This window comes from Flavobacterium sp. 83 (assembly GCF_000744835.1).
GTDB lineage: Bacteria > Bacteroidota > Bacteroidia > Flavobacteriales > Flavobacteriaceae > Flavobacterium.
In genome coordinates this window covers 2,375,600-2,398,023 of record NZ_JQMS01000001.1, presented here as the reverse complement: position 1 = coordinate 2,398,023, position 22,424 = coordinate 2,375,600, and the positions used below count along the sequence as shown (strand labels likewise).

Below are 22,424 nucleotides of genomic sequence, written 5' to 3'. Positions count from 1 at the left end.
GAATATAATCCGCTATAAATGAGAAAAGACAACAGCCCTTGGTATTGGATTCCATTATTAAATTTCGCATCGGGATTTCCGTATGCCATCATAATCTCTGTATCTGTGATTATGTACAAAAGTTTAGGTGTCAGCAATGAAGACATCGGAGTGTACACCAGTTTGTTGTATTTGCCGTGGGTTATTAAACCATTATGGAGCCCATTTATAGATTTATATTCAACTAAAAGAAAGTGGTTTCTGACGATGCAACTGGTTATTGCAATAACGTTTTTGATTGTAGGACTAAGCATCCCAATGAGTAATTTTTTCGTCCTAAGTCTGGCTATTTTTTGGGTTGCAGCTTTTGCATCGGCTTCAAATGACGTTGCTAGCGACGGCTTTTATATGTTGGCTTTAGCCAAAGAACAACAATCTTTTTTTCTAGGAATTCGAAGCACTTTTTATAGACTTTCTATGCTTACTGCCAATGGATTAATCGTTATTCTAGGTGGTTTTCTGGAACAGAAATATGGAGACAAAAGCAAAGCTTGGTCGTACACGATGATAATTGTAGCTTTGATTATGGTTTTTCTAACCATCTACAACTTTCTTACCACTCCAAAAGTAGAAGAAGCTAAAGTTACTGGTGAAACTAAAAATAAGCAGAGTTTTGGGGTTGTTTTTAAAACCTTTTTTCAGAAGAAACAAATCGGACTTGTATTAGCCTTTATATTGCTTTTCAGATTAGGAGAATCCCAATTATTAAAAATGCTAACACCCTTTTTAATTGATGAAAAAATTAAAGGAGGTATGGGATTAGCCACCGAAGACGTAGGAATCATTTATGGGACCTTTGGTGTCGCAGCATTGGTAATAGGAGGAATTCTTGGCGGAGTAGCCATTTCCAAAGGAGGGCTAGGCAAATGGATGTTACCCATGTTTCTGGCCATGCACTTACCCATAATAGGATTCATTTTACTTTCCCATTTTCATCCTGAATCTATTTTCTATGTTTATGCGACTGTAATTGCAGAACAATTTGGCTACGGTTTTGGTTTCGCTGCCTTCATGATGTATTTAATTTATATTGCCGATGGTGAATCAAAAACATCCCACTATTCCATCGCAACCGGATTTATGGCTTTAGGAATGATGCTGCCAGGAATGTTAAGCGGATTTATTCAAGAATATTTGGGCTATGGAAATTTCTTTATTTGGGTATTTTGCGCCACAATACCAGGATTAATACTTTCCCGATTTTTAATTTTCCCTTCCGATTTTGGAAAAAAATCAGAGCAAGTATAGAAGTATATAAACTTCAACCATATAAGAAATGTAAGGTCACTTAAGTAAGTGTGTTTTTTAGATTTTTATTTCAGCTTAAATTTCTTGTATGGTTAAAATTATTCTTAAAACTATTTCAAAATGACATTAGAACAAAAAATAGGGCAATTTTTCTTCCCTGCCGTTTTCATTAATGATACCGAAGAAAACATTCTGGCAACCGAACGATTAATCAAAGAACACAATATAGGCGGATTGACTTTTTTTCATAGCAGAGCCAGTGCCGCAACCAATTATGAAACTAAGAAAAAAATAGTTTTAAATGATAATAGCTTTCAGCGTTTGAAGGAACTTATCGTCAGGTATCAAAAATGTGCTACTACTCCATTATTGATGAGTATTGATGCTGAATGGGGATTAGCCATGCGCGTAGAGAAAACACCTCAATATCCATATGCCATTACTCTTGGCGCTCTACCAAATAGTGAAAAAAATTTGGTTTACGAAGTGGGGAAACAAATAGGTTTGGACTTAAAATCAGTTGGAATCCATTATAATTTAGCGCCATTGGCGGATGTCAATAATAATCCGAATAATCCTGTAATTGGGTACCGTTCTTTTGGTGAAAATAAAGAAAAAGTAGCTGATTTCGCCCTCGAATACCTCAAAGGAATGAATGAGGTTGGCATTTTAGGTTGTCTCAAACATTTTCCTGGCCACGGAAATACGAATGTCGATTCGCATTTGGGATTACCCGTTTTAGAAGAAACATTGGAAGAATTACTAGCCAATGAATTAGTTCCTTTTATAAAAGGTATAGAAAACAATGTCGATTCCATTATGATTGGTCATTTGGCAGTTCCCGCTCTAAATGACGGAAAAAACACATCGGCAACGTTATCCAAATCAATAATTGAAACGCTTTTGCGAAAGAAATTAGGATATGACGGTCTGGTGATTTCGGATGCGTTGAATATGCATAGCGTCTCGAAATTATACGAGAAAAAAGGGCAATTGGAATGGGAAGCTTTTAATGCAGGAAATGATGTTTTGTGTTTTGCAGAAAATGTATCAGAAGGAATTGAGGAAATCCTAAAAAACGCAACTCCGGAGCGAATTGAAGCCAGTTTTAACCGATTGTGGAAATGCAAACAAAAAGTGGGAATTGTCGATGCAGAACCCCTTTTACCCAACCTTAGCAAAAGTAATTTTGATTTTGAAACTACGTCCGTTTTAAATAGGAAAATTGCTCAAAACTGCATTACAAAAATAAAAGACAATCACAATACCATGACGGTTTTTGATGCTAAAAACAGAGAAGATCTCGCTAAAATTAGCTTTTATAAGAACGCCGATAATTCATTTTTCAAGCGCTTATCTGCTGCTTTACCTTCTCCTGAGTTTTGTTATGAAACGGGAAGTGATTTGACATTATATGAATTGGAAAAATCATTAAACCGTTTTGATACGCTTATTATTTCTTTGTTTGTGCCAAAGGCGAAACCTTTACATAATTTTGAAATTGAGGATTCAGTACTTCAGTTTTTGGATAATGTATTCCAAAACAAAAAATGTGTTTTGTATCTTTTTGGGAATCCTTATGCACTTCAAGTTATACCAAATTTAAAAAACGCTTCAGGAATAGTTCAAATGTATCAAGATTTTACAGAATTTCAAGAAATCGCTGCAGTGCAACTTTTAGAAAACAAAGAATGCAAAGGAACTCTTCCAGTAGAGGTTAACTTTTCGTAATCAATCACTTAAATCATTCAAAAATCACATCATAGCAATTCTCTATTTTGAAATAAATATTTATAATCAAATACTATCTCAACAAACCTTTTGTATAGGCTATTTTTGCACCATCAAAAAAAATTAACTAAAAATAAATAATATGTCATTAGTAGGAAAAAAATTCCCAAGTATTTCAGTTGACGCAATTTCAGAAATGGGTGATAATTTAAAAATCAACATCTTCGAAGAAGCAACAAAAAACAATAAAAAAGTACTTTTGTTTTGGTACCCGAAAGATTTCACATTCGTTTGTCCAACTGAATTACACGCTTTTCAAGCAGCTTTACCAGAATTCGAAAAAAGAAATACAATAGTTATAGGTGCATCTTGCGATACTAATGAAGTACATTTTGCATGGTTAAACACTCCAAAAAACAATGGCGGAATCGAAGGCGTTACGTATCCAATTCTTGCTGATACTAATAGAAACTTATCTAATATTTTAGGAATTTTAGACATTGAAGAAACGGGTTATAGTGAAGAAACGGATTCTATCATTATTGAAGGATCTAATGTAACGTATAGAGCTACTTACCTTATCGATGAAACTGGTAAAATTTTCCACGAAAGTGTAAACGATATGCCATTAGGTCGTAATGTAAATGAATATTTACGTATGGTTGATGCGTATACACACATCCAAGAAAAAGGGGAAGTTTGTCCTGCAAACTGGGAAGCTGGAAAAGAAGCAATGAGCGCTGACAGAAAAAGTACTGCAGAATACTTAAGCGCAAACTAATAAAAAACTAAATTCAACAGCTATTTTAAATTTCAAAATTGCTGTTGAATTTAAATAAAAAATAAAAATTATGTTAATCGAATTAAACGAAGATACATTAGCAGATTTAATCACAAAAGACGAAAAAGTTGTTGTTCAATTTTCAGCTTCATGGTGTGGAAATTGTCGTATCATGAAACCAAAATTCAAAAAACTGGCTTCAGAAAACGAAACAATTACTTTTGCTCTTGTCGATGCTGAAAATTTTCCTGAATCTAGAAAATTAGCTAATGTGAGTAATTTGCCAACTTTTGCCACTTTTGTAAATGGAAAATTAGTAAACGAAATACAAACCAACAAACAGGAAGTATTAATTGATTTAGTAAACGAAATTGTTTAATATTTTTTTTTGTTGAAAAACGGAATGACAAAGTCAAGATAGACTTCATTACACCATTTTCAATAGCAATTAAGAAACCTTAAACTTTTTAAACTTTAAACTTCAAATAAAACAATATGAAATTACCTGTAATCAAGCATTTAACACAGTTTATAGAAGACAATGATGAAGATTATATCATAGAAACCATTGAAGTTTTAGAAGCTATGACTGAAATTACATCATTGAAAGATGAAGAATTAGATGTAATTGGCGAATTAATTTCTAATATGTATGGTGCATTAGAAGTCAATAAACTGGTAAAAACCGGAACGGATAAAAAAGAGGCTTTAAATGGTTTTATGAAACGTGTTCTAGGTTCCATCGACAAATAAAAAAGGATTCTTTAATTCAATATTTATAAAACGCACTCCCAAACGAGTGCGTTTTTTTATGCATTTTATGAAAATAACATTGGGTTATACGGGTTTACTTGATACTCCAAAATCTTGAACTTTATCCCGAAGTTTCGTAACTAAATCTTAAATAATTTTCATACTTTTGAACCTCATTAAAAAACAAATATTATGGCTTCAATCACATTAGGAGGAAATCCAATACAGACTTCAGGAGAATTACCAAAAGTAGGTTCTAAACTTATTGATTTTAAATTAATTAAAAATGACCTTTCTATTGCTTCACTAAATGATTTTGCAGGAAAAAAATTAGTTTTAAATATTTTTCCTAGTATTGATACAGGTACATGTGCGACATCAGTTAGAAAATTTAACGAAAGTGCAAGTAAATTAGAAAACACTAATGTATTATGTATCTCAAGGGATTTACCTTTTGCTCAAAAACGTTTTTGTGGTGCTGAAGGACTTGAAAATGTCATCAATTTATCTGATTTTCAAGCGGGAAGTTTTGGAAAAGCAAATGGTCTAGAAATTGTAGACGGTCCATTAGCAGGATTGCATTCCAGAGCTATAATTGTGCTTGATGAAAACGGAACAGTTACGCACACAGAGCAAGTTGCTGAAATTGCAAACGAACCTAATTATGAAGCTGCTTTAGCGGCACTTTAATAGCATACGGATGGAATTTCAAAAAGATAATACTTTCTTTACCGGAAGATTAAAAAGTGTCACTTATGCTTTTAATGGTGCTGTAAAATTAATTACTACAGAACACAGCATAATGGTACAATTTTCATTAGGAATAATAATGACTATTGCTGGATTCTATTTTGGTATCACTACTACAGAATGGCTATTTCAAACTATGGCCATAGGCCTTATTATGAGTATAGAAGGTTTAAATACAGCTGTAGAAAAAATTGCCGATTTTATTCATCCCAATTATCATGAAAGAATTGGCTTCATAAAGGATATTGCCGCAGGTGCCGTTTTTTTTGCTGCTTTAACTGCAATAGCAATCGGTTTAATCATATATATACCTATATTATTCTAAGATAGAATTACAATCAAGAATGGCAAAAACAATTAAAACAGCACCTTTAGACAAAAAAAAAGATTCTAAATCTGAAGAAAATAATACCTGGAGAGTAAACAAACAACATAAAATTGTTCTGGGTTCTCTTTTGGTATTATTTTCAATTGCTTTATTATTTGCATTCATTTCCTTTTATATTTATGGCCAACAGGACCAAAGTGCTGTTGATGAACTGACTAACAGAACCGAAACTGTTCACAATTGGCTCGGTAAATTTGGTGCTTTTTTAGCTGACTTGATTGTTTATAAAGGATTTGGACTTGCTGCATTTATATTTGTCCGTTTATTTTTCCTTTCGGGAATATACATGGTTCTTGGTATTTCCTTAAGAAAACTAAAAAATATTTGGTTTTGGGATTTATTTGTAATCATCATTCTATCTGTTTTATTTGGTTTTTTTGCGACTTCAATTCCTGAATTAGGCGGAACAATAGGATATGAACTGAATTTATTTTTGCAGGACTACATCGGAAAAACGGGAACATTATTGATTTTGTTGTTTGGATTAATCATCTATGTAATTTTCAAAATTAAAATTTCACCTGAAAAAATCCACTCTTTTTTTGACAATACAAAAAAAGAAATCAATGCTGATTTAGCGACTATCCCTTTAAATAGTACTAAAAACAGTGTCTATAATTTAGAAGAATTTGCAGTTGAAGAAGAGGAAATAGATGAGATACATTTAAAAACAAATGGCTCTCAATTTGAAATCAACAAAGAAGCGTTGAAACCCACTATAAGTAACTCATCTGACATTAACAGAGATCCAGTTGTAAAGCCAATTGCAATGGAAGTTACACCTGTTGCTACTCCCGAAATTATTTCAAATCAGGCAGATACTTTCGTAATTGAAACTGCTCCAGAAGAAGATATTATTGAGGAAAACTTGGCATCTCGATTAGTGGCTGATTTTGGACTATTTGATCCAACTTTGGATTTGTCCAATTATAAATTTCCTACTTTAGACTTATTGAAAGAATATTCAACGGGAGGAATTACCATTAATCAGGAAGAATTAGAAGAAAATAAAAACAGAATTGTTGACACATTGCGCAATTACAAAATTGAAATTGCACAAATAAAAGCGACAGTTGGGCCATCAGTTACCTTGTATGAAATTGTACCGGAAGCAGGAATTCGTATTTCTAAAATCAAAAGTTTAGAGGATGATATTGCTTTGTCACTTTCGGCATTAGGCATTCGTATCATCGCGCCTATTCCCGGAAAAGGAACAATAGGAATCGAGGTTCCTAATAAGAATCCTACCATGGTTTCTATGAAAAGTGTTATTGGTTCAGCCAAATTTCAAGAAGCCGAAATGGAATTGCCTATTGCACTTGGAAAAACCATTTCGAATGAAACTTTCGTAGTAGATTTAGCCAAAATGCCTCACCTTTTAATGGCGGGAGCAACAGGTCAAGGAAAATCTGTTGGATTGAATGCTGTTCTGACTTCACTTTTGTACAAAAAACATCCAGCTGAAGTTAAATTTGTATTGGTAGATCCTAAAAAAGTAGAGCTTACATTATTTAATAAAATTGAAAGACATTATTTAGCGAAACTTCCTGACATGGATGATGCTATTATTACTGATAATGCAAAAGTAGTCAATACTTTGAATTCGCTTTGTGTAGAAATGGATAACCGTTATTCGTTATTGAAAGATGCAATGGTGCGTAACATTAAAGAATACAACGACAAATTTAAAGCTCGAAAACTAAATCCCGAAAATGGTCACCGATTTTTACCTTATATCGTTCTTGTAGTAGATGAGTTTGCCGATTTGATTATGACTGCCGGTAAAGAGGTTGAAGTTCCTATTGCACGTTTAGCACAATTAGCTCGAGCCATTGGAATTCACTTAATTATAGCAACACAAAGACCCTCAGTAAATGTTATTACAGGTTTAATAAAAGCTAATTTCCCCGCAAGAATAGCATTTAGAGTTACCTCAAAAATTGATTCAAGGACTATTCTAGATACTCAGGGTGCTGATCAATTAATAGGCCGAGGAGACATGCTTTACACAAATGGAAATGATGTTGTCCGGGTACAATGTGCCTTTATCGACACGCCAGAAGTAGAAAAGATTACCGAATTTATTGGCTCTCAGAAAGCATATGCAACAGCTTATTTACTCCCAGAATTTGTTGGAGAGGAAAGTGGCATTAATCTTGATATGGATATTTCCGACAGAGATACTTTGTTTAGAGAAGCCGCCGAAATTATTGTTAACGCACAACAAGGTTCCGCTTCATTGTTACAAAGAAAATTAAAATTAGGCTACAACAGAGCAGGTCGATTAATAGATCAGTTAGAAGCTGCTGGAATTGTGGGTCCTTTTGAAGGAAGTAAAGCACGAAGTGTAAATATTCTGGACATGAGTTCTCTTGATCAATTTTTCAACAATGAACAAAACAATTAACAACATGAAATCAACGATTCAAGCATTAAAAAAAAATAATATAAAAGGAATGAGCAAAATGTTTTTTCAAATTACCGCTTTATTACTTTTTAGTTTTTCTATACAAGCACAAGATAAAAAAGCAAAAGATCTTCTAGATCAAGTTACAGCAAAAGTGAGAAGTTATGACAATATCGTAATTGATTTTAAATATTCCTTGAATAATTCCAAAGAAAATATAAATCAAGACAGCAAAGGAAATGTAATCATGAAAGGCAATCAATTTGTATTGAATTTCATGGGTGTTACAAAAATTTTTGATGGTAAAAAAAGCTATACCATTGTCCCTGAAGATGAAGAAATAACCATTTCTAAAGTAAATGATAAAGACGATAATGCTATTACACCATCAAAATTATTAACTTTTTTCAATTCTGGATACAAATACAATATGGATATGTTGCAAGATGTAAAGGGTCGAAAAATTCAGTACATTAAATTGATTCCTACCAATACAAAAGATCAGAGAAAAGAAATATTATTAGGTATTGATGTGCAGACTAAACACATTTATAATTTGATTGAAATGGGTAAAAAAGGAACGAAAACTACTTTAACAGTTAATTCTTTTAAAACCAATCAACCTTTATCAAAAAATCAATTTACCTTTACCGAAAGTAAATACCCAAATTACTACATCAATAAATTAGATTAATTATAGGTGAAAATTCTTGACAAATACTTATTAAAAACATTCCTTACTACATTTACCACGGTATTTGTAATACTATTTTTCATTTTTATACTTCAGACTGTTTGGTTATTTATAGCTGAATTAGCTGGTAAAGATCTGGATTTTATGATGGTAATCAAGTTTCTGGGCTTTTCAATGCCTAGAATTATTCCTTTGGTTTTACCATTATCTGTTTTATTGGCTTCTATAATGACTTTTGGTGATTTATCAGAAAATTATGAACTGGCAGCCATGAAGTCAGCTGGTGTTTCTTTAAAAAGAGCAATGAAAAGCTTGACTATTTTCATTCTTTTATTAAGTATTATTGCGTTTTTTTTTGCAAATAATGTGATTCCTTTTGCTGAATTTAAATTTATCAATTTTAGAAAAAATATAGCGCAAGCTAAGCCCGCTTTGGCAATTGCAGAAGGGCAATTTAGCGATGTGGGATTTTACAATATAAAAGTGAATAAAAAATCAGGAGAAAACGGAAATTTCCTTACTGGTATCACTATTCACAAAAAATCAAATCTTGGTGATGGCAGCAAGACAGTTATTAAAGCTAAGAATGGAGAATTAATCAGCAATGATAAATCCAATATTTTAAAATTAGTACTCAATGACGGATACTATTATGAAGATATAATTCCTAAAAAATTTGAGGACCGAGGTAAAATGCCATTTGCAAAAAGCTCCTTTAAAAAATATGTAATCAATATTGATTTATCAAAATTAAATCAAGTAGATGTTAATGACCAAAGTATTGCTAACACCAATACTATGCTTACGGTAAGCGAATTAAATTACACATTGGATTCGTTGCATAAAAACTTAAAAACTGATGTTATTTCTTTTTCAGAAAATATGAATCAGCGAATAGCCTTCCCAAAAGACAATAAAGTACAACAACTTAAAAAAAGCAAAAAACTACCCAACAATATTCTTTCCTTGTATAACAATGATCAAAAATCTAAAATCTTAGATCTGGCTATTAGTAACCTGGCGAGCACAAAATATTCTATTGATGCCAGCAATACCGAATTTAAAAACAAACGTAAAAACATAAACAATCATTTGCTTGCTTTTTATGACAAGTTTGTTATTTCGTTTGCTTGTTTTCTAATGTTTTTTATTGGAGCCCCTTTAGGAGCCATTATTCGAAAGGGAGGTCTTGGTCTTCCTATAATTTTTGCAGTTTTAATTTTCATATCATTCCATTTTATAAACACTTTTGGTAAAAGAATTTCACAAGAAGATGGTCTGACTCCTTTTCTAGGGGCCTGGATGTCATCCATAATTCTATCACCATTAGCTGTCCTTTTGTCTTACCGAGCCACAAACGATATTGGACTAATAAATTTAGACGTTATTCTGGCTCCATTTCAGAAAATAATTCAAAAAATATTTCCATCACAAAATTAAACACCACTCATGGTTACAAATAAAATACAACTCAATACAATAGAAGAGGCAATTGAAGATATTCGTCAAGGAAAAATTATTATTGTTGTTGACGATGAAGATCGAGAGAATGAGGGAGATTTTTTGGCTGCAGCCGAAAAAGTGACACCAGAAATGATTAATTTCATGGCTACACACGGTCGTGGATTAATATGCGCTCCATTGACAGAAAGCCGATGTAAAGAACTAGGACTGCATGTAATGGTGAGCAATAATACTGATCCTATGGAAACTGCTTTTACAGTTTCAGTAGATTTAAGAGGAAACGGAGTAACTACAGGAATATCAGCTGCCGACAGGGCCAAAACTATTTTATCTCTAGTTGATTCAAAAACAAAACCACATGATTTAGCACGACCAGGGCATATATTCCCGCTTATAGCTAAACAAGGTGGTGTATTACGAAGAACTGGACATACTGAAGCTGCGATCGATTTTGCTCGTTTAGCAGGTTTTAAATCAGCTGGAGTAATTGTAGAAATCATGAACGAAGATGGTTCTATGGCTCGCTTACCACAATTAGTAAAAGTGGCTAAAAAATTCGATTTAAAATTAGTTTCTATCGAAGATTTAGTAGCATACCGCATGCAACACGATAGTTTGATTGTTAAAAAAGAAGATTTTGACATTGATACGCGTTTTGGTACATTTAGACTACGTGCATACCAACAAACAACTAACAAACAAATTCATATTGCTTTAACAAAAGGAAATTGGAATTTAGGAGACCCTATTTTAACCCGAATTCATTCTTCACAAGTTAACAATGACTTATTGGGAACCTTAACAAATAATGTTGACCAACAACTTGACGATATGTTTAAGGTCATTAACGAGCACGGCAAAGGGGCTTTTATATTTATTAATCAGGATATGCAATCTATTAATTTATTAAGTCGTCTCACTGAATTGAAATCGCTACAGGAAACTGGAGAAATGAAAGCGCCTAAAATTGTTATCGATAGTAAAGATTTTGGAATTGGGGCTCAAATATTACATGATATTGACATCTCAAAAATCAGATTAGTATCAAATACTGAAGGAACAAAACGTGTCGGTATGATTGGATATGGGTTAGAAATAACCGAATATGTAAAGTACTAAACCTATTTGCTATTTTTTTTAAAAAAAAATTACTTCTAAAGCATAGAAAATGAAACATTTAAAAAATAGTCCTAAAAATAGATGCTTTTTTTCTAAAAATACATTTGCATAACCAAAAAAGGTTCTTATATTTGCACTCGCAATCAGGTAATGAAAGCGACATACTGGAGAAATGGCAGAGCGGTCGAATGCGGCAGTCTTGAAAACTGTTGACTGTAACAGGTCCGGGGGTTCGAATCCCTCTTTCTCCGCGAAAAGCCCCTCAATGAGGGGCTTTTTACATTTCAATACTTTCCTTTATTTACAAAATCCCTTATTTTACAGCACCTAAGAGTTAAACCTAATTGAATTGTAAAATGGAACCTAATTTCATTGTACACTTTAAATCGGATTCGACAGGTACCCTATTTGGTACCCCATAAATCTATACGCAAATTAATGTACCAAAAGTTGACAATTGCCAACTATAACTAGAGCTGGTAAACTTTCAAAAGTACGTTTGTGAAAATTTAAAACGTAAAACATGAAAAAACAAAAAGTGACCTTCTACCTAAAAGGAGACAAGAAAAATCAGAACGGAGAAACTGTCTTGTCCTAAAATAGGTTTACAAAAAAGTGTAAAAATATGGAAAGATATTCAAAGGAATATTCATCAAAATGGCAATCAAAATATTCGGAAGAATTTAAGAGATTTGTATGTAATGATTATTTAACTGGTTCTCTAACCAGACGTGAAGTTGAAGTAAAACACCGTTTGGAAAATCTCAAGTGGATTTGTTTACATCAGTTTTATAACCGATGCCTATTCTAGAAAAGTTGTCGGCTATCATGAAGCACAAACTATGGAAGCCGCCCAAACCATGGGAGCATTGAAAATGGCAATCTCAGGGCTAAAGAAGAGGCCAGATTGCAATTTCCAACTCACGCACCATACTTGATCGAGGAATGCAGTATTGCAGCGACATGTATGTAAAGCTTTTAGAAAGCAATAACATAGGAATTAGTATGACAGAAAATGGAGACCCTCTAGAGAATGCTATTGCAGAAAGAGTAAATGGTATTATAAAAGAAGAATACTTAATGATTATCAGGTAGATGATTTAGGAGAAGCTAAAGAATTATTAAGTGCTGTTGTTCAATTATACAACAATGAAAGACCACATATGAGTATCGGCAATCTAACTCCAAATCATGTTCATCAAAATAATATAAAAGCAGGAAAATTATGAAATAATTATTATATGAAAAATCCTATTATTGTAAACCAATAACAGGATTAAAAATGAGTTGTAATATTATCGTTTTAAAGAAGTAAGAGTTTGTCATTTTTATAAATAAACCGTGAAAAAGTTGACAAAATACAACAAATTCATACAGGTGTTTTTATAAATATTGTTCGGGTAAATTTAATTATTTACCCTCGCAGTCAACAGTTGATAACTTAAATTTCACACGTTCAAAATCTATAGGTTCACCTTTAACAAAATAAGAGGCTCCCATAGTCGTTTCTATTTTTCCATTACCTAAAATAAGTTCATTTCCGCGCTTTAAAAATGCCATTGGATTTTTATAGGTCACTTTGTCATATGTTCCTTGAATAAATGTATAGCTAGCAAATAATGTATCTCCACGAAATTCCCCGGCTATCTTACCAACCTTTTTCGGCATATTAAAAAATTTCATAACCATATCTCCGGTTATCTTTCCATTTTTTAAAGTATTCATTTTTAATTCAATAGTATCCTCTTGATACAAAGCTCTATAACACTGAACACTTACCGGTTTTTCAACCTGAACTTGCGTACCTTCAACAACTTTTTCACTTTGATTTTTTTTACAACTTTGGAAGCCAATAGAAGCAAGCAAGAAACAAAAAAGGCCTAGATTTTTCATAATAGCAAATATTAAGTTAATTATTGTGGCAATAGCCATTGCTAATTTACGAATAAATAACTTGAAATATTGTAGTTTTTGTAGTATTAAATAATTAGAAAAAGGAAAGATGAAAAGAGTAAACTAAGGATTAAAAATGTTCTGTCATAAATTAGCTTCGGAAAGTACAATGACAGAGATTCCAACTTTCAATACTAAGAAAAGTGCCCAGCAGAATATCAGAAAGAAATCACAGCTACGACAATGCCTATTCCTAAAAAATACCCCTAAAAGATTATCACTTTTTTAGAAGATTTAATTCTGATAGGATGGTTATTTGATTTCTATCATAAAACAGAAAAATCAATCCATAATAAACACTATTAATCCTCTTGCTCCATGAGCTCCTAAAACTAATGATTGTTCAATATCGGCTGTTTTTGAAGGTCCGGCTATGAAAGTTCCAAAACCATATTCTTGATCCCCGATTCGGTCATACCCTTGATGCATTGTTGCAACAATATCTTTTTTATGCACTACAATTGCCAAATATTGTGTTATAAAAGCGGTAACTCTTTGTCCTAATAAAGCATCAGTTACCCAAAGAGCAGAATTCTCTGCAACGCCAAAATGTGCTTTGATTAAAGTTAATTCTACATTTTCTAATGTATGTGGTTCATCATTAAACCAATCAGTATCAGCAATTTCAGAAAGCTCTGGAAGAGTTGTAATTATTCTTTTATCAAGCGCATAGTTTTTTTTGACAAAATCAATCACAGCATCATAATCTTTGACTTCAAGAAAGTCTCCGCCAATGCCCTTCAATACGGTTTTGTATTTTTCAAGTACATCAAAAGCTTCCAATCCTAAAATATCTAAATTAGGTAATACACTGGTAGCGGTCGGTTGGTTTTGTTTTATTTTTTCTAAAATAATAGTTCTGCTACTCATTGTTTTTGTTATTAAATTCTGTACCATTTTTCTTGTACCATTCTCTAAATGATTCGTTTGGTGGTGCAGGCATTTCACGTTGTTTATACCAAGGATTAAGGCTGTTATTAACCAGAACGGGTATGTTTTTCATTACAAATCGACCCACTTTCCCAGCTAAATCAAAAACCATTGGATTGGCTAAAACAGTTGCCATTCCATTCATCGCAATTGTTTTTCCTAATGGCGCATGCCCTTCTTTTACCAATACCTGACGCCATTTATACAATTGATCATGAATATCAATTTTTACCGGACAAACATTAGTACACGAACCGCAAAGTGTACTGGCAAAAGGCAAATCGGCATTTTTATTCATGTCGAGATTGGGTGCCAATATAGAACCAATAGGTCCCGCTACTGCATTATGATAACTGTGACCCCCGCTGCGTCTATAAACGGGACAGGTATTCATACAAGCCCCACAACGGATACATTTCAATGAATTTCTGAAATCTTCCCTGCCTAATTGGGTAGTTCTGCCATTATCGACAATAACAATATGCATTTCTTTACCGTCTCTTGGTTTTTTGAAATGACTCGAAAAAGTTGTAATGGGTTGTCCGGTTGCACTTCTTGCCAATAATCTAAGAAAAACACTCAGATGTTTGCGTTGCGGAATTATTTTTTCAAAACCCATACAGGCAATATGTACATCAGCTAGATGCGCCCCCATATCCGCATTTCCTTCATTGGTACAAACCACAATTTCACCCGTTTCAGCAATGGCAAAATTAACTCCTGTCAAAGCTACTTTTCTGGTTAAGAACGTATCTCGTAAGTGCAATCGCGCGGCTTCGGTTAAATATTGTGGGTCATTATTTCCTTTTTCAGTTCCAAGGTGTTCGTGAAAAGTTTCACTTACATCTTCTTTTTTAAGGTGAATCGCAGGCAAAACAATATGACTTGGTGGTTCTTTTCTAAGCTGAACAATACGTTCTCCTAAATCTGAATCGATTACATCAATTCCTTTTTCGGATAAATATTCATTCAAATGGCATTCTTCGGTAAGCATTGATTTAGATTTCACCATCTGCTTCACGCCATGTTTTTCCATTATGGAATGGACTATTTTATTGTGTTCCTCTGCATCTGCAGCCCAATGAACTACGATTCCGTTTTTCTGAGCATTCGATTCAAATTCAAGTAAATAATCATGAATATTCGAAAGCACATTATTCTTAATCTCTGAAGCCATTTCTCTTAGTAATTCCCATTCGGGAATTTGATGCGCCGCTTTATCTCTTTTTTCACGAACAAACCAAAGCGTTTCATCATGCCAATCGACCCGTTTAACATCTTTATTAAAAATTGCTGCAGCTTCGCTATGTTCTAAATTGTTTTTCATACAGTAGCGTTTAATATTTCGGCAATGTGAATAATTTGTATCGGGCTTTTTTGTCTTTTCAAAATACCTTCTAAGTGCATTAAACAAGACATATCACCACCAGTAATGTAATCTACCTGATGGGCTTCATGGTCCTTTATACGGTCCTGGCCCATTTTTACAGAAATTGCTTCTTCGGTTACACAAAAAGTTCCCCCAAATCCACAACATTCATCTTTTCGACTCAATGAAACCAGATTAATTCCTTTTATTTTGCTTAGCAATTGTTCCGGTTTAGAAAAAAATGGTGCATTCAATTCACTCATTTGCGAAAGCTTCAACCCACGTTGTCCATGACAACTTTGATGCATTCCTACTTTGTAAGGAAAATTTCCAACTATCGTTTCCACTTTCAAAACATCGGTGATAAACTCGGTTAACTCAAAAACTCGCTTTCTCATTTTAGAAGCCAGTTCTTCATTATTTTCATCATGCAAATGCTCTTTCACATGCAATACACAACTTCCAGAAGGACAAACAATGTAATCAAATTCGGCAAAATTAGCCATAAAATTAGCATCACAACCTTTAGTCAAATGGGCGTACCCACTATTGGCCATTGGCTGTCCACAGCACGTTTGTTTCATTGGAAAACGAACATCACAGCCTAATTTCTGTAATAATTCATAGGTTGCAATAGCCACTTTTGGATAAAATTGGTCCACATAACACGGTATAAAAAGTCCAATTCGCATATTAATGTTTGTAAAATTTTAAATCAATCATATCATTTTGAATCGGTTTTGGATTCCAATTTTTATGAATAGCTAAGGCAGCACCTAGAGCGCTGGCTTGCGCCATAGAAGCGGCATATACTTCTATTTTAGGGAAAGCTTCTGCAAGCAAATTCATAAAAATAGCGTTTTTGCTAAAACCGCCATCTACAAATACCTTTTTAACAGGGCTATTATGAATCACTAGATTAGTTGAAAGTATTTGCTGTGCAACTATATCCAACATCAATTGATGATAGGCAGTTTCGTAATCTTTAAAATCACTTAGATTTCTCTTTTCAAAAGGAGATTCTCGAAGAATTATATATTTATCAACCTTTGAAGAATAATTTTTGAGGTTAATTTCTCTCAATTTAGAAATAATATCTTTATTGAAAGCGACCTCTTTATATGTGTCTAATGGCACTCCAAAATGAGTTGCTAATTTTTTAGTTTGCACTTCATGCTCATTACCGGCAAACAAGCGAGCTGCCTTTACTGGCTTTTCTTTGTATTGCAAATAACACAAACAGTCGTATTGCATTTCATCAAAAGTTAATGGTGTATCATTGAAAGGATTCATGGAAATACTCCAGGTTCCTGTTGACAACAAAACGAATGGCTCTGTGAAATTTATCATATAAGGAATAATTGCTGAAGAACTATCATGCAATCCTACTCCTACAGCTATATCTCCTATTATATTTAAAGTATCTCCAGCATCATGAATACGCGGAATTTTATCAGCAATATTTTCTTTCTTAAGCCATTTGTGATATTTCATCTTCTTGAAATTCCAAAGATTGGTATGACAACCGATACTGGTAATATCTGCAAAATATTTTCCGGTCAAGAGAGAACTTAAATATTGTGGCAAGTGCAAACAGTATTTCACTTTCTCAAATAAATCTGGATTTTCCTCTTTCAAATGGTAAATCTGCATTCCAGAATTTAAACTTCCTAAAACAGGAGAAGCCGTTTTTAAAGCAAAAGCTTCTTCTCCTTTGTATGTATCATAAAACTTATTTTTTAGCGCCTCGGGATATGGTTTTAGATAATTATATAATGGTGTTAAAGAGTTACCCTTTTCATCCACGTAAATAAAACTGGCTCCGTAAGTGCTGAAATTTATCGCTTTTAAAACATATTCTTTTAATTCCTTTATTTCAGACAATCGATAAACAATCCAATTTCTGAGTTCAGCAATATCTTCACAAGGGAAACCATCTTCATCCACAGTTTCGGCAAGATTTGCAGATCTTTCCCAAACAATTTGATAGTTTTCATTAAACAGAAAGACTTTTTTGTTTGTTTTACCAATATCAAAAATCGCTACTACATTCATTTTTGATTGGTTTTTACAAGCCTGTCGCTACTGTTTTGAATCCTCTTTCATTGATAAGTTCCTTTCTTACCGCTAAATCACGGTATAAACCAACCGGATTTAATGCAGCTCCAGAACGCAAACGTGCTTCGGCAACTAAGGCGCGAACGTCTGTGCGGAAAGCATTTTGCAAAATCTCTTGTGCAGTCACGACATCATTTTCATTTTGTGCGATTTCCAATGCTTTTCGGTCAACTGAAAGTGCTTGTGCATAAGCAACCATAATGGCTTCTACCGATTGCAATAAATCTTCCATAGGATCTTTTACATTATGAGAAGCATCAATCATCCAACCTAAATCTTTAGCATGATTCATTCCTCTGGCATCCATACCTTCTACCAATTCGTTGAAAATCAAGAATAATTGGTATGGTTTTAATGCACCGGCCGTTAAATCATCATCGCCATATTTCGAATCATTGAAGTGGAAACCACCTAATTTTTCTTCCATCAATAATAAAGAAACAATTTGCTCAATATTAGCATTCGGTAAATGGTGACCCAAATCAACCAAAGTGAAGGCTTTGTCTCCTAATTTTTTCACATAAGAATACGATTGTCCCCAATCAGCCACTGTAGTTGAATAAAAATTAGGTTCCGCGCATTTGTATTCTAAAAACAGTTTCCAGTTTGATGGCAATGCAGCATAAATTTCTTCTAAACTTTCCAATGTATTTTGGTAGGCTTTACGGAAATTCAATTGTCCCGGAAAACAAGAACCGTCAGCAAGCCAAACTGTTAATGATTCAGAACCCAAAGCAATTCCTTGTTGAATCACTTCGATATTATGGGCAATCGCTTGTTTACGAACTGCTTTATTTACGTTTTGCAACGAACCGAATTTATACGAATATTCTTGACTCGCTTGGTCTTGAAACGTATTCGAATTAACCGCATCAAATTTTAAGTTGTGTTGTGCCGCTAAGTTTTTGATTGCTTGGTAATCCGTTGGTATATCCCAAGGAATGTGTAACGATATGGCACCCGAAGCATTGTTCAAAGCGTGTAACAAACCTACATCTTCAATTTTTTCTTCTAAAGAACGTGGTTCTCCTCCACCTGGAAAACGACCAAAACGAGTTCCTCCTGTTCCTAAAGCCCAAGATGGAATTGCGATTTGGAAATCAATTAATTTTTGGATAATACTTTCGGTTTCACCAATTTCTGATGCAGTGAAAACCAATTTATTGGTATGAGATTTTATTAAATCTTCATTGTGAGAGGCTATTTTATTGGAATCAATTAACATAGTAATTTTTTTAAGGTAAATAAAAAACTTCTTTAAAAGAAGTTGATGGATGAAGCATATTATTAAAACAATTTAAATTTTTAAAAGAACTTGTTTACAAATTTAGACAAATCTAACGCCCTAAATATAGGGACGTTAGACAAATCAATCTAAAAAACAAACATCTAAAAACCCTATCTATAAAAGCCCATTGCAACTCCACCATCAACATTTAAGGCATTTCCTGTTGATTTATTCAACAAACCACCTACAAATGCAAAACAGGCATTAGCAATATCATCCGGTAATATAATTTCATTCAACAACGTACGTTTTGCATAGTAAGCCGGCAATTCAGCTACCGTAACGCCATACGCTTTGGCACGACCTTCTGCCCAACCACCTGACCAAATATTGGAATCAGAGATTACTGCATCAGGGTTTACGGTATTCACACGAATTTTATCAGCACCTAATTCGGCAGCCATTAAACGTGTTAAATGTGCCTGAGCTGCTTTGGCGGAACCATAACCAGGGTTATTTGGCCCTGCAACTACTGCATTTTTGGATACGATGTTTACAATATCGCCACCAAATCCTTGTTTGCGCATTACTTCTATTCCAGCTTTAGAGACAATAAATTGCCCTTTAACCAAGATATCATATAATTTATCCCAGTCTTCTAAACTGTGTTCTGCAATCGATTTTGAGATACTGATTCCAGCATTATTTACTACAATATCTACTCCTCCAAAGGCCAAACAAGCAGCATCCAATGCTTTTTCAGTACTTTTTTCATCGGTTACGTTTAGCAAAGCACTTGAAACGGCATCTTTACCAAAAGTTTTTATAAAATCAGCTGTAGCTCCTTCTAAACGTTCCTCATTGATGTCATTGATAACTACACAAGCACCTTCTTCTGCAAATCTTTTTGCGATAGCTTTACCTATCCCGCCCGCAGAACCTGTAATCAAAGCGATTCGCCCTGACAACGCTTTTGGTTTTGCCATACGTTGCAATTTAGCTTCTTCAAGCAACCAATATTCAATATCAAAAGCTTCCTGACGCGGCAACGAAGTATATTCTGAAACAGCTTCCGCACCTTTCATCACGTTTACCGCATTAATGTAATATTCTGATGCTAAACGCGCCATTGTTTTATCTTTTGCGAAAGTGAACATCCCAACTCCTGGATATAAAATTACCACAGGATTTGGGTCTCGCATCGCTGGTGAATTCGCTTTCTTACACGTATTGTAATAGTCTGAATACATCTTACGGTACGCTTCAAATGCAGGAGTTAATTTTGCTTTGATTGCTTCCACATCAGATAAATCTTCGTTTGGATCTAACTCCAATACCAAAGGACTAATTTTTGTACGCAAGAAATGGTCTGGACAAGACGTTCCAAGCGGAGCCAATTTCTCTAAATCATTCGAATTAATAAATTCCAATACTCTGGCATCATCGGTATAATGACCAATCATTTTGCGCTCTGAGGAACAGAAACCACGTAATATCGGAGCTACTTTAGCCGCTTTCAATTGACGTGCAGCCACATCTAAACTTTCTATTTTTTGACCTCCAAAAACAGCACGGTTTTTACCATAGTTGCTTTCCAGATATTCGGCACATTTTTCAATTACTTCAAGCGTATTGACATAACTTTCATAAGAAGTGTCTCCCCAAGTAAACAAACCGTGAGAACCTAACATTACTCCTTTTAATTTTTTTCCTTTTGCTTCCGCTTCTTCCAGACAAGCACGCATTTGTAAACCCAAGTCGAAACCTGGACGTTGCCATCCCACCCAACCGATTTCTCCGTTGAATAATTCTTCGGTGATTTTCGCTCCGTCTTTTGCAGCAGCAATAGCAATAGCCGCATCTGGGTGCAAGTGATCAATATGTTTGAAAGGCAAGAAACCGTGTAAAGGGGTATCAATTGAAGGTGCTTTTGACGCTAAGTCAAAAATACAGTGATTGAATAATTCCACCATTTCATCTTCAAATTCGATCCCTCTGTATACGTTTTCCAAATTGCGAAGTCTTTCTAAATAAAGTGCCGCACAACCTGATTTTGTTAATGTCCCAATGTCTCCACCAGAACCTTTGATCCACATTACTTCAGAATCAGTTCCTGTTAATGGGTCTTTATCAGTAATTTTTACCGAAGTGTTTCCACCTCCATAGTTCGTTAATCTCAAATCGGCTCCTAATAAATTAGAGCGATAAATGAAAAGTGCTACTTCATCTCCTGCTAATTCCTTAGCTTTAGCTTCATCCCAAAGGTAGCTTACGTGCTGAAAAGTCATGTTATTTGTATTTATATTTGACATAGTGTTATATTAAAAGTGATATAAAAAGTATCTTATTTTTTGATTATTAAAGTGAATTTCCAATGCCCACCAAAAAGATTGAAGCCATGATAAGACCGATACCCCAAAGGAATGTTCTAAAAGTTTTTTTGGACACCCCAGACCATTCTTTGAGATAAAATCCCCAAAAGTTAGCCGTTAGAATAATAGTTGCCATGTGTAAAATCCAAGAACTGGCTCCGTTACCCAATTTGCTTTCGCCCATTCCATAAAAGAAGAATTGTAAAAACCACATCGTACCTGCAATGGCTGAGAAAAAAGTATTTTTAGCTATTGGAGTTTCAGTATTTGTATAATCTCCAAAAGTTTTGTTTTTGAAATTTAGGTACATGCACCAAATAAAGTTGGTAGTCAATCCACCCCAAAGCAACACTACATAAGTAACATTATTCTGGAACAAAGGATTAAAGCCCTGTCTTACTGCCTCATCAGCCATTGGTTTTCCTGCTTCTATTCCAAAATTGAAAAACGAACTCAGAATACCTGATATTACAGCTATAATCAATCCTTTTACCAGGCTAAAATCTTTGTCTTTACCCTCATGTCCCGTAGCAAAATCTGCTTCTTTGAGCATTCCTGCTTTTCCAGAAATAGCAATACCCATAAGACAAACCAATACACCTAGCAAAACAACTTGACCACCAGTATTAGAAAGCATATCGGTAAAAGAAACTTTACCTGCAACTGGATAAAAATTATAATAAATAGAAGGTACTAATGCTCCAAAAGCAGAACAAAAACCCAATGTAATGGAATTCCCTAATGACATTCCCAAATAGCGTACACCAAGACCATACGTAAGTCCTCCTATTCCCCAAATCAATCCCATAGAATAGGTAACTGCTTTTACTGTTGGAACTGCTGCACTAATAATTTCGGCAAAACCAGGAATGGTTAAATAGGCTGCAATTGGCGGAACTACCAACCAAGAGAAAAACCCACCTACGATCCAATAGCTTTCCCAAGCCCAACCTTTTACCTTTTTGAAAGGCATATAAAAACTCCCTGAGGAGAAACCTCCTATCGAGTGAAAAAGAATTCCGAGTATTGATTCCATTTAATATTAATAATTTATGGTTAGTGATTCTGGTGTTGTAAAAT

21 protein-coding genes and 1 tRNA gene are annotated in these 22,424 nt (G+C 34.1%); 14 read left to right on the top strand and 8 right to left on the bottom strand.

Translation table 11 applies throughout. The features are described 5' to 3' along the window. The first annotated feature begins 18 nt into the window (after positions 1-18). From T410_RS10575 to T410_RS17345, 14 genes are all read left to right on the top strand, one after another. Positions 19-1,287: an MFS transporter gene (locus T410_RS10575; protein ID WP_035671438.1), complete on the top strand. Its 1,269-nt coding sequence runs from the start codon at positions 19-21 to the stop codon at positions 1,285-1,287. Between the two features lie 120 nt (positions 1,288-1,407). Then, positions 1,408-3,018 (top strand): glycoside hydrolase family 3 protein, encoded by a 1,611-nt coding sequence (locus T410_RS10570; protein ID WP_035671436.1) that lies wholly within the window; start codon positions 1,408-1,410, stop codon positions 3,016-3,018. Positions 3,019-3,160: 142 nt separating this feature from the next. Next, positions 3,161-3,799 carry a peroxiredoxin gene (locus T410_RS10565; RefSeq protein WP_035671435.1) on the top strand — a complete coding sequence of 213 codons (639 nt, stop codon included), beginning with the start codon at positions 3,161-3,163 and terminating at the stop codon, positions 3,797-3,799. A gap of 70 nt (positions 3,800-3,869) precedes the next feature. Next, entirely contained in the window at positions 3,870-4,178 is a 309-nt protein-coding gene (locus tag T410_RS10560) for a co-chaperone YbbN (RefSeq protein ID WP_035671433.1), read from the top strand. 116 nt (positions 4,179-4,294) lie between these two features. Beyond that, entirely contained in the window at positions 4,295-4,552 is a 258-nt protein-coding gene (locus tag T410_RS10555; RefSeq protein ID WP_035671430.1) for a hypothetical protein, read from the top strand. Positions 4,553-4,744: 192 nt separating this feature from the next. Continuing rightward, positions 4,745-5,242: a thiol peroxidase gene (gene tpx / locus T410_RS10550; RefSeq protein WP_035671428.1), complete on the top strand. Its 498-nt coding sequence runs from the start codon at positions 4,745-4,747 to the stop codon at positions 5,240-5,242. Positions 5,243-5,252: 10 nt separating this feature from the next. Then, positions 5,253-5,627, top strand: coding sequence for a diacylglycerol kinase family protein (locus tag T410_RS10545; protein WP_035671425.1), 375 nt, complete (start codon positions 5,253-5,255; stop codon positions 5,625-5,627). Positions 5,628-5,646: 19 nt separating this feature from the next. Beyond that, positions 5,647-8,097, top strand: coding sequence for a DNA translocase FtsK (locus tag T410_RS10540; protein WP_035671423.1), 2,451 nt, complete (start codon positions 5,647-5,649; stop codon positions 8,095-8,097). Beyond that, positions 8,081-8,791 carry an outer membrane lipoprotein carrier protein LolA gene (locus tag T410_RS10535; RefSeq protein WP_369793026.1) on the top strand — a complete coding sequence of 237 codons (711 nt, stop codon included), beginning with the start codon at positions 8,081-8,083 and terminating at the stop codon, positions 8,789-8,791. Before T410_RS10540 ends, T410_RS10535 begins: the two co-directional genes overlap by 17 nt. Before the next feature lie 6 nt (positions 8,792-8,797). Next, complete coding sequence (locus T410_RS10530; RefSeq protein ID WP_035671420.1) at positions 8,798-10,231, top strand: LptF/LptG family permease; 1,434 nt, start codon at positions 8,798-8,800, stop codon at positions 10,229-10,231. Between the two features lie 9 nt (positions 10,232-10,240). Beyond that, on the top strand, positions 10,241-11,374 hold the full coding sequence (ribB, locus tag T410_RS10525) for a 3,4-dihydroxy-2-butanone-4-phosphate synthase (RefSeq protein ID WP_035671418.1): 1,134 nt from the start codon (positions 10,241-10,243) through the stop codon (positions 11,372-11,374). 166 nt (positions 11,375-11,540) lie between these two features. Beyond that, positions 11,541-11,625 (top strand) — tRNA-Ser (locus tag T410_RS10520). 694 nt (positions 11,626-12,319) lie between these two features. Further along, complete coding sequence (locus T410_RS16745) at positions 12,320-12,469, top strand: hypothetical protein (protein ID WP_081897830.1); 150 nt, start codon at positions 12,320-12,322, stop codon at positions 12,467-12,469. Continuing rightward, positions 12,448-12,603 (top strand): integrase core domain-containing protein, encoded by a 156-nt coding sequence (locus T410_RS17345; protein ID WP_081897881.1) that lies wholly within the window; start codon positions 12,448-12,450, stop codon positions 12,601-12,603. The genes T410_RS16745 and T410_RS17345 overlap by 22 nt, the downstream gene beginning before the upstream one ends. 181 nt (positions 12,604-12,784) lie before the next feature. On the opposite strand, the gene T410_RS10510 is transcribed toward T410_RS17345, so the two are convergent. The 8 genes from T410_RS10510 to rhaT all read right to left on the bottom strand — a co-directional run bounded on the left by T410_RS10510 (position 12,785) and on the right by rhaT (position 22,380). Next, complete coding sequence (locus T410_RS10510) at positions 12,785-13,267, bottom strand: hypothetical protein (RefSeq protein ID WP_035671416.1); 483 nt, start codon at positions 13,265-13,267, stop codon at positions 12,785-12,787. Positions 13,268-13,609: 342 nt separating this feature from the next. Then, positions 13,610-14,197 carry an LUD domain-containing protein gene (locus tag T410_RS10505; RefSeq protein WP_035674368.1) on the bottom strand — a complete coding sequence of 196 codons (588 nt, stop codon included), beginning with the start codon at positions 14,195-14,197 and terminating at the stop codon, positions 13,610-13,612. Continuing rightward, complete coding sequence (locus tag T410_RS10500; RefSeq protein WP_035671413.1) at positions 14,190-15,584, bottom strand: lactate utilization protein B; 1,395 nt, start codon at positions 15,582-15,584, stop codon at positions 14,190-14,192. Before T410_RS10500 ends, T410_RS10505 begins: the two co-directional genes overlap by 8 nt. Then, positions 15,581-16,318, bottom strand: coding sequence for a (Fe-S)-binding protein (locus T410_RS10495; RefSeq protein WP_035671410.1), 738 nt, complete (start codon positions 16,316-16,318; stop codon positions 15,581-15,583). Before T410_RS10495 ends, T410_RS10500 begins: the two co-directional genes overlap by 4 nt. A gap of 1 nt (position 16,319) precedes the next feature. Next, positions 16,320-17,681, bottom strand: coding sequence for an FGGY-family carbohydrate kinase (locus T410_RS10490; protein WP_035671408.1), 1,362 nt, complete (start codon positions 17,679-17,681; stop codon positions 16,320-16,322). A 13-nt stretch (positions 17,682-17,694) separates the two neighbouring features. Continuing rightward, positions 17,695-18,969 (bottom strand): TIM barrel protein, encoded by a 1,275-nt coding sequence (locus tag T410_RS10485; RefSeq protein WP_035671406.1) that lies wholly within the window; start codon positions 18,967-18,969, stop codon positions 17,695-17,697. A 173-nt stretch (positions 18,970-19,142) separates the two neighbouring features. Then, positions 19,143-21,284 carry a bifunctional rhamnulose-1-phosphate aldolase/short-chain dehydrogenase gene (locus T410_RS10480; RefSeq protein WP_035671403.1) on the bottom strand — a complete coding sequence of 714 codons (2,142 nt, stop codon included), beginning with the start codon at positions 21,282-21,284 and terminating at the stop codon, positions 19,143-19,145. 46 nt (positions 21,285-21,330) lie between these two features. Further along, positions 21,331-22,380, bottom strand: coding sequence for an L-rhamnose/proton symporter RhaT (rhaT, locus tag T410_RS10475; protein ID WP_035671401.1), 1,050 nt, complete (start codon positions 22,378-22,380; stop codon positions 21,331-21,333). Between the last annotated feature and the right edge of the window lie 44 nt (positions 22,381-22,424).

What these genes read in the sequence shown, in the direction of transcription:
- T410_RS10575 (WP_035671438.1), top strand. Translation starts at nt 19, where the DNA reads ATGAGAAAAGACAACAGCCCTTGGTATTGGATTCCATTATTAAATTTC.
- T410_RS10570 (WP_035671436.1), top strand. Translation starts at nt 1,408, where the DNA reads ATGACATTAGAACAAAAAATAGGGCAATTTTTCTTCCCTGCCGTTTTC.
- T410_RS10565 (WP_035671435.1), top strand. Translation starts at nt 3,161, where the DNA reads ATGTCATTAGTAGGAAAAAAATTCCCAAGTATTTCAGTTGACGCAATT.
- T410_RS10560 (WP_035671433.1), top strand. Translation starts at nt 3,870, where the DNA reads ATGTTAATCGAATTAAACGAAGATACATTAGCAGATTTAATCACAAAA.
- T410_RS10555 (WP_035671430.1), top strand. Translation starts at nt 4,295, where the DNA reads ATGAAATTACCTGTAATCAAGCATTTAACACAGTTTATAGAAGACAAT.
- tpx (WP_035671428.1), top strand. Translation starts at nt 4,745, where the DNA reads ATGGCTTCAATCACATTAGGAGGAAATCCAATACAGACTTCAGGAGAA.
- T410_RS10545 (WP_035671425.1), top strand. Translation starts at nt 5,253, where the DNA reads ATGGAATTTCAAAAAGATAATACTTTCTTTACCGGAAGATTAAAAAGT.
- T410_RS10540 (WP_035671423.1), top strand. Translation starts at nt 5,647, where the DNA reads ATGGCAAAAACAATTAAAACAGCACCTTTAGACAAAAAAAAAGATTCT.
- T410_RS10535 (WP_369793026.1), top strand. Translation starts at nt 8,081, where the DNA reads ATGAACAAAACAATTAACAACATGAAATCAACGATTCAAGCATTAAAA.
- ribB (WP_035671418.1), top strand. Translation starts at nt 10,241, where the DNA reads ATGGTTACAAATAAAATACAACTCAATACAATAGAAGAGGCAATTGAA.
- T410_RS16745 (WP_081897830.1), top strand. Translation starts at nt 12,320, where the DNA reads ATGCAGTATTGCAGCGACATGTATGTAAAGCTTTTAGAAAGCAATAAC.
- T410_RS10510 (WP_035671416.1), bottom strand. Translation starts at nt 13,267, where the DNA reads ATGAAAAATCTAGGCCTTTTTTGTTTCTTGCTTGCTTCTATTGGCTTC.
- T410_RS10505 (WP_035674368.1), bottom strand. Translation starts at nt 14,197, where the DNA reads ATGAGTAGCAGAACTATTATTTTAGAAAAAATAAAACAAAACCAACCG.
- T410_RS10500 (WP_035671413.1), bottom strand. Translation starts at nt 15,584, where the DNA reads ATGAAAAACAATTTAGAACATAGCGAAGCTGCAGCAATTTTTAATAAA.
- T410_RS10495 (WP_035671410.1), bottom strand. Translation starts at nt 16,318, where the DNA reads ATGCGAATTGGACTTTTTATACCGTGTTATGTGGACCAATTTTATCCA.
- T410_RS10490 (WP_035671408.1), bottom strand. Translation starts at nt 17,681, where the DNA reads ATGAATGTAGTAGCGATTTTTGATATTGGTAAAACAAACAAAAAAGTC.
- T410_RS10485 (WP_035671406.1), bottom strand. Translation starts at nt 18,969, where the DNA reads ATGTTAATTGATTCCAATAAAATAGCCTCTCACAATGAAGATTTAATA.
- T410_RS10480 (WP_035671403.1), bottom strand. Translation starts at nt 21,284, where the DNA reads ATGTCAAATATAAATACAAATAACATGACTTTTCAGCACGTAAGCTAC.
- rhaT (WP_035671401.1), bottom strand. Translation starts at nt 22,380, where the DNA reads ATGGAATCAATACTCGGAATTCTTTTTCACTCGATAGGAGGTTTCTCC.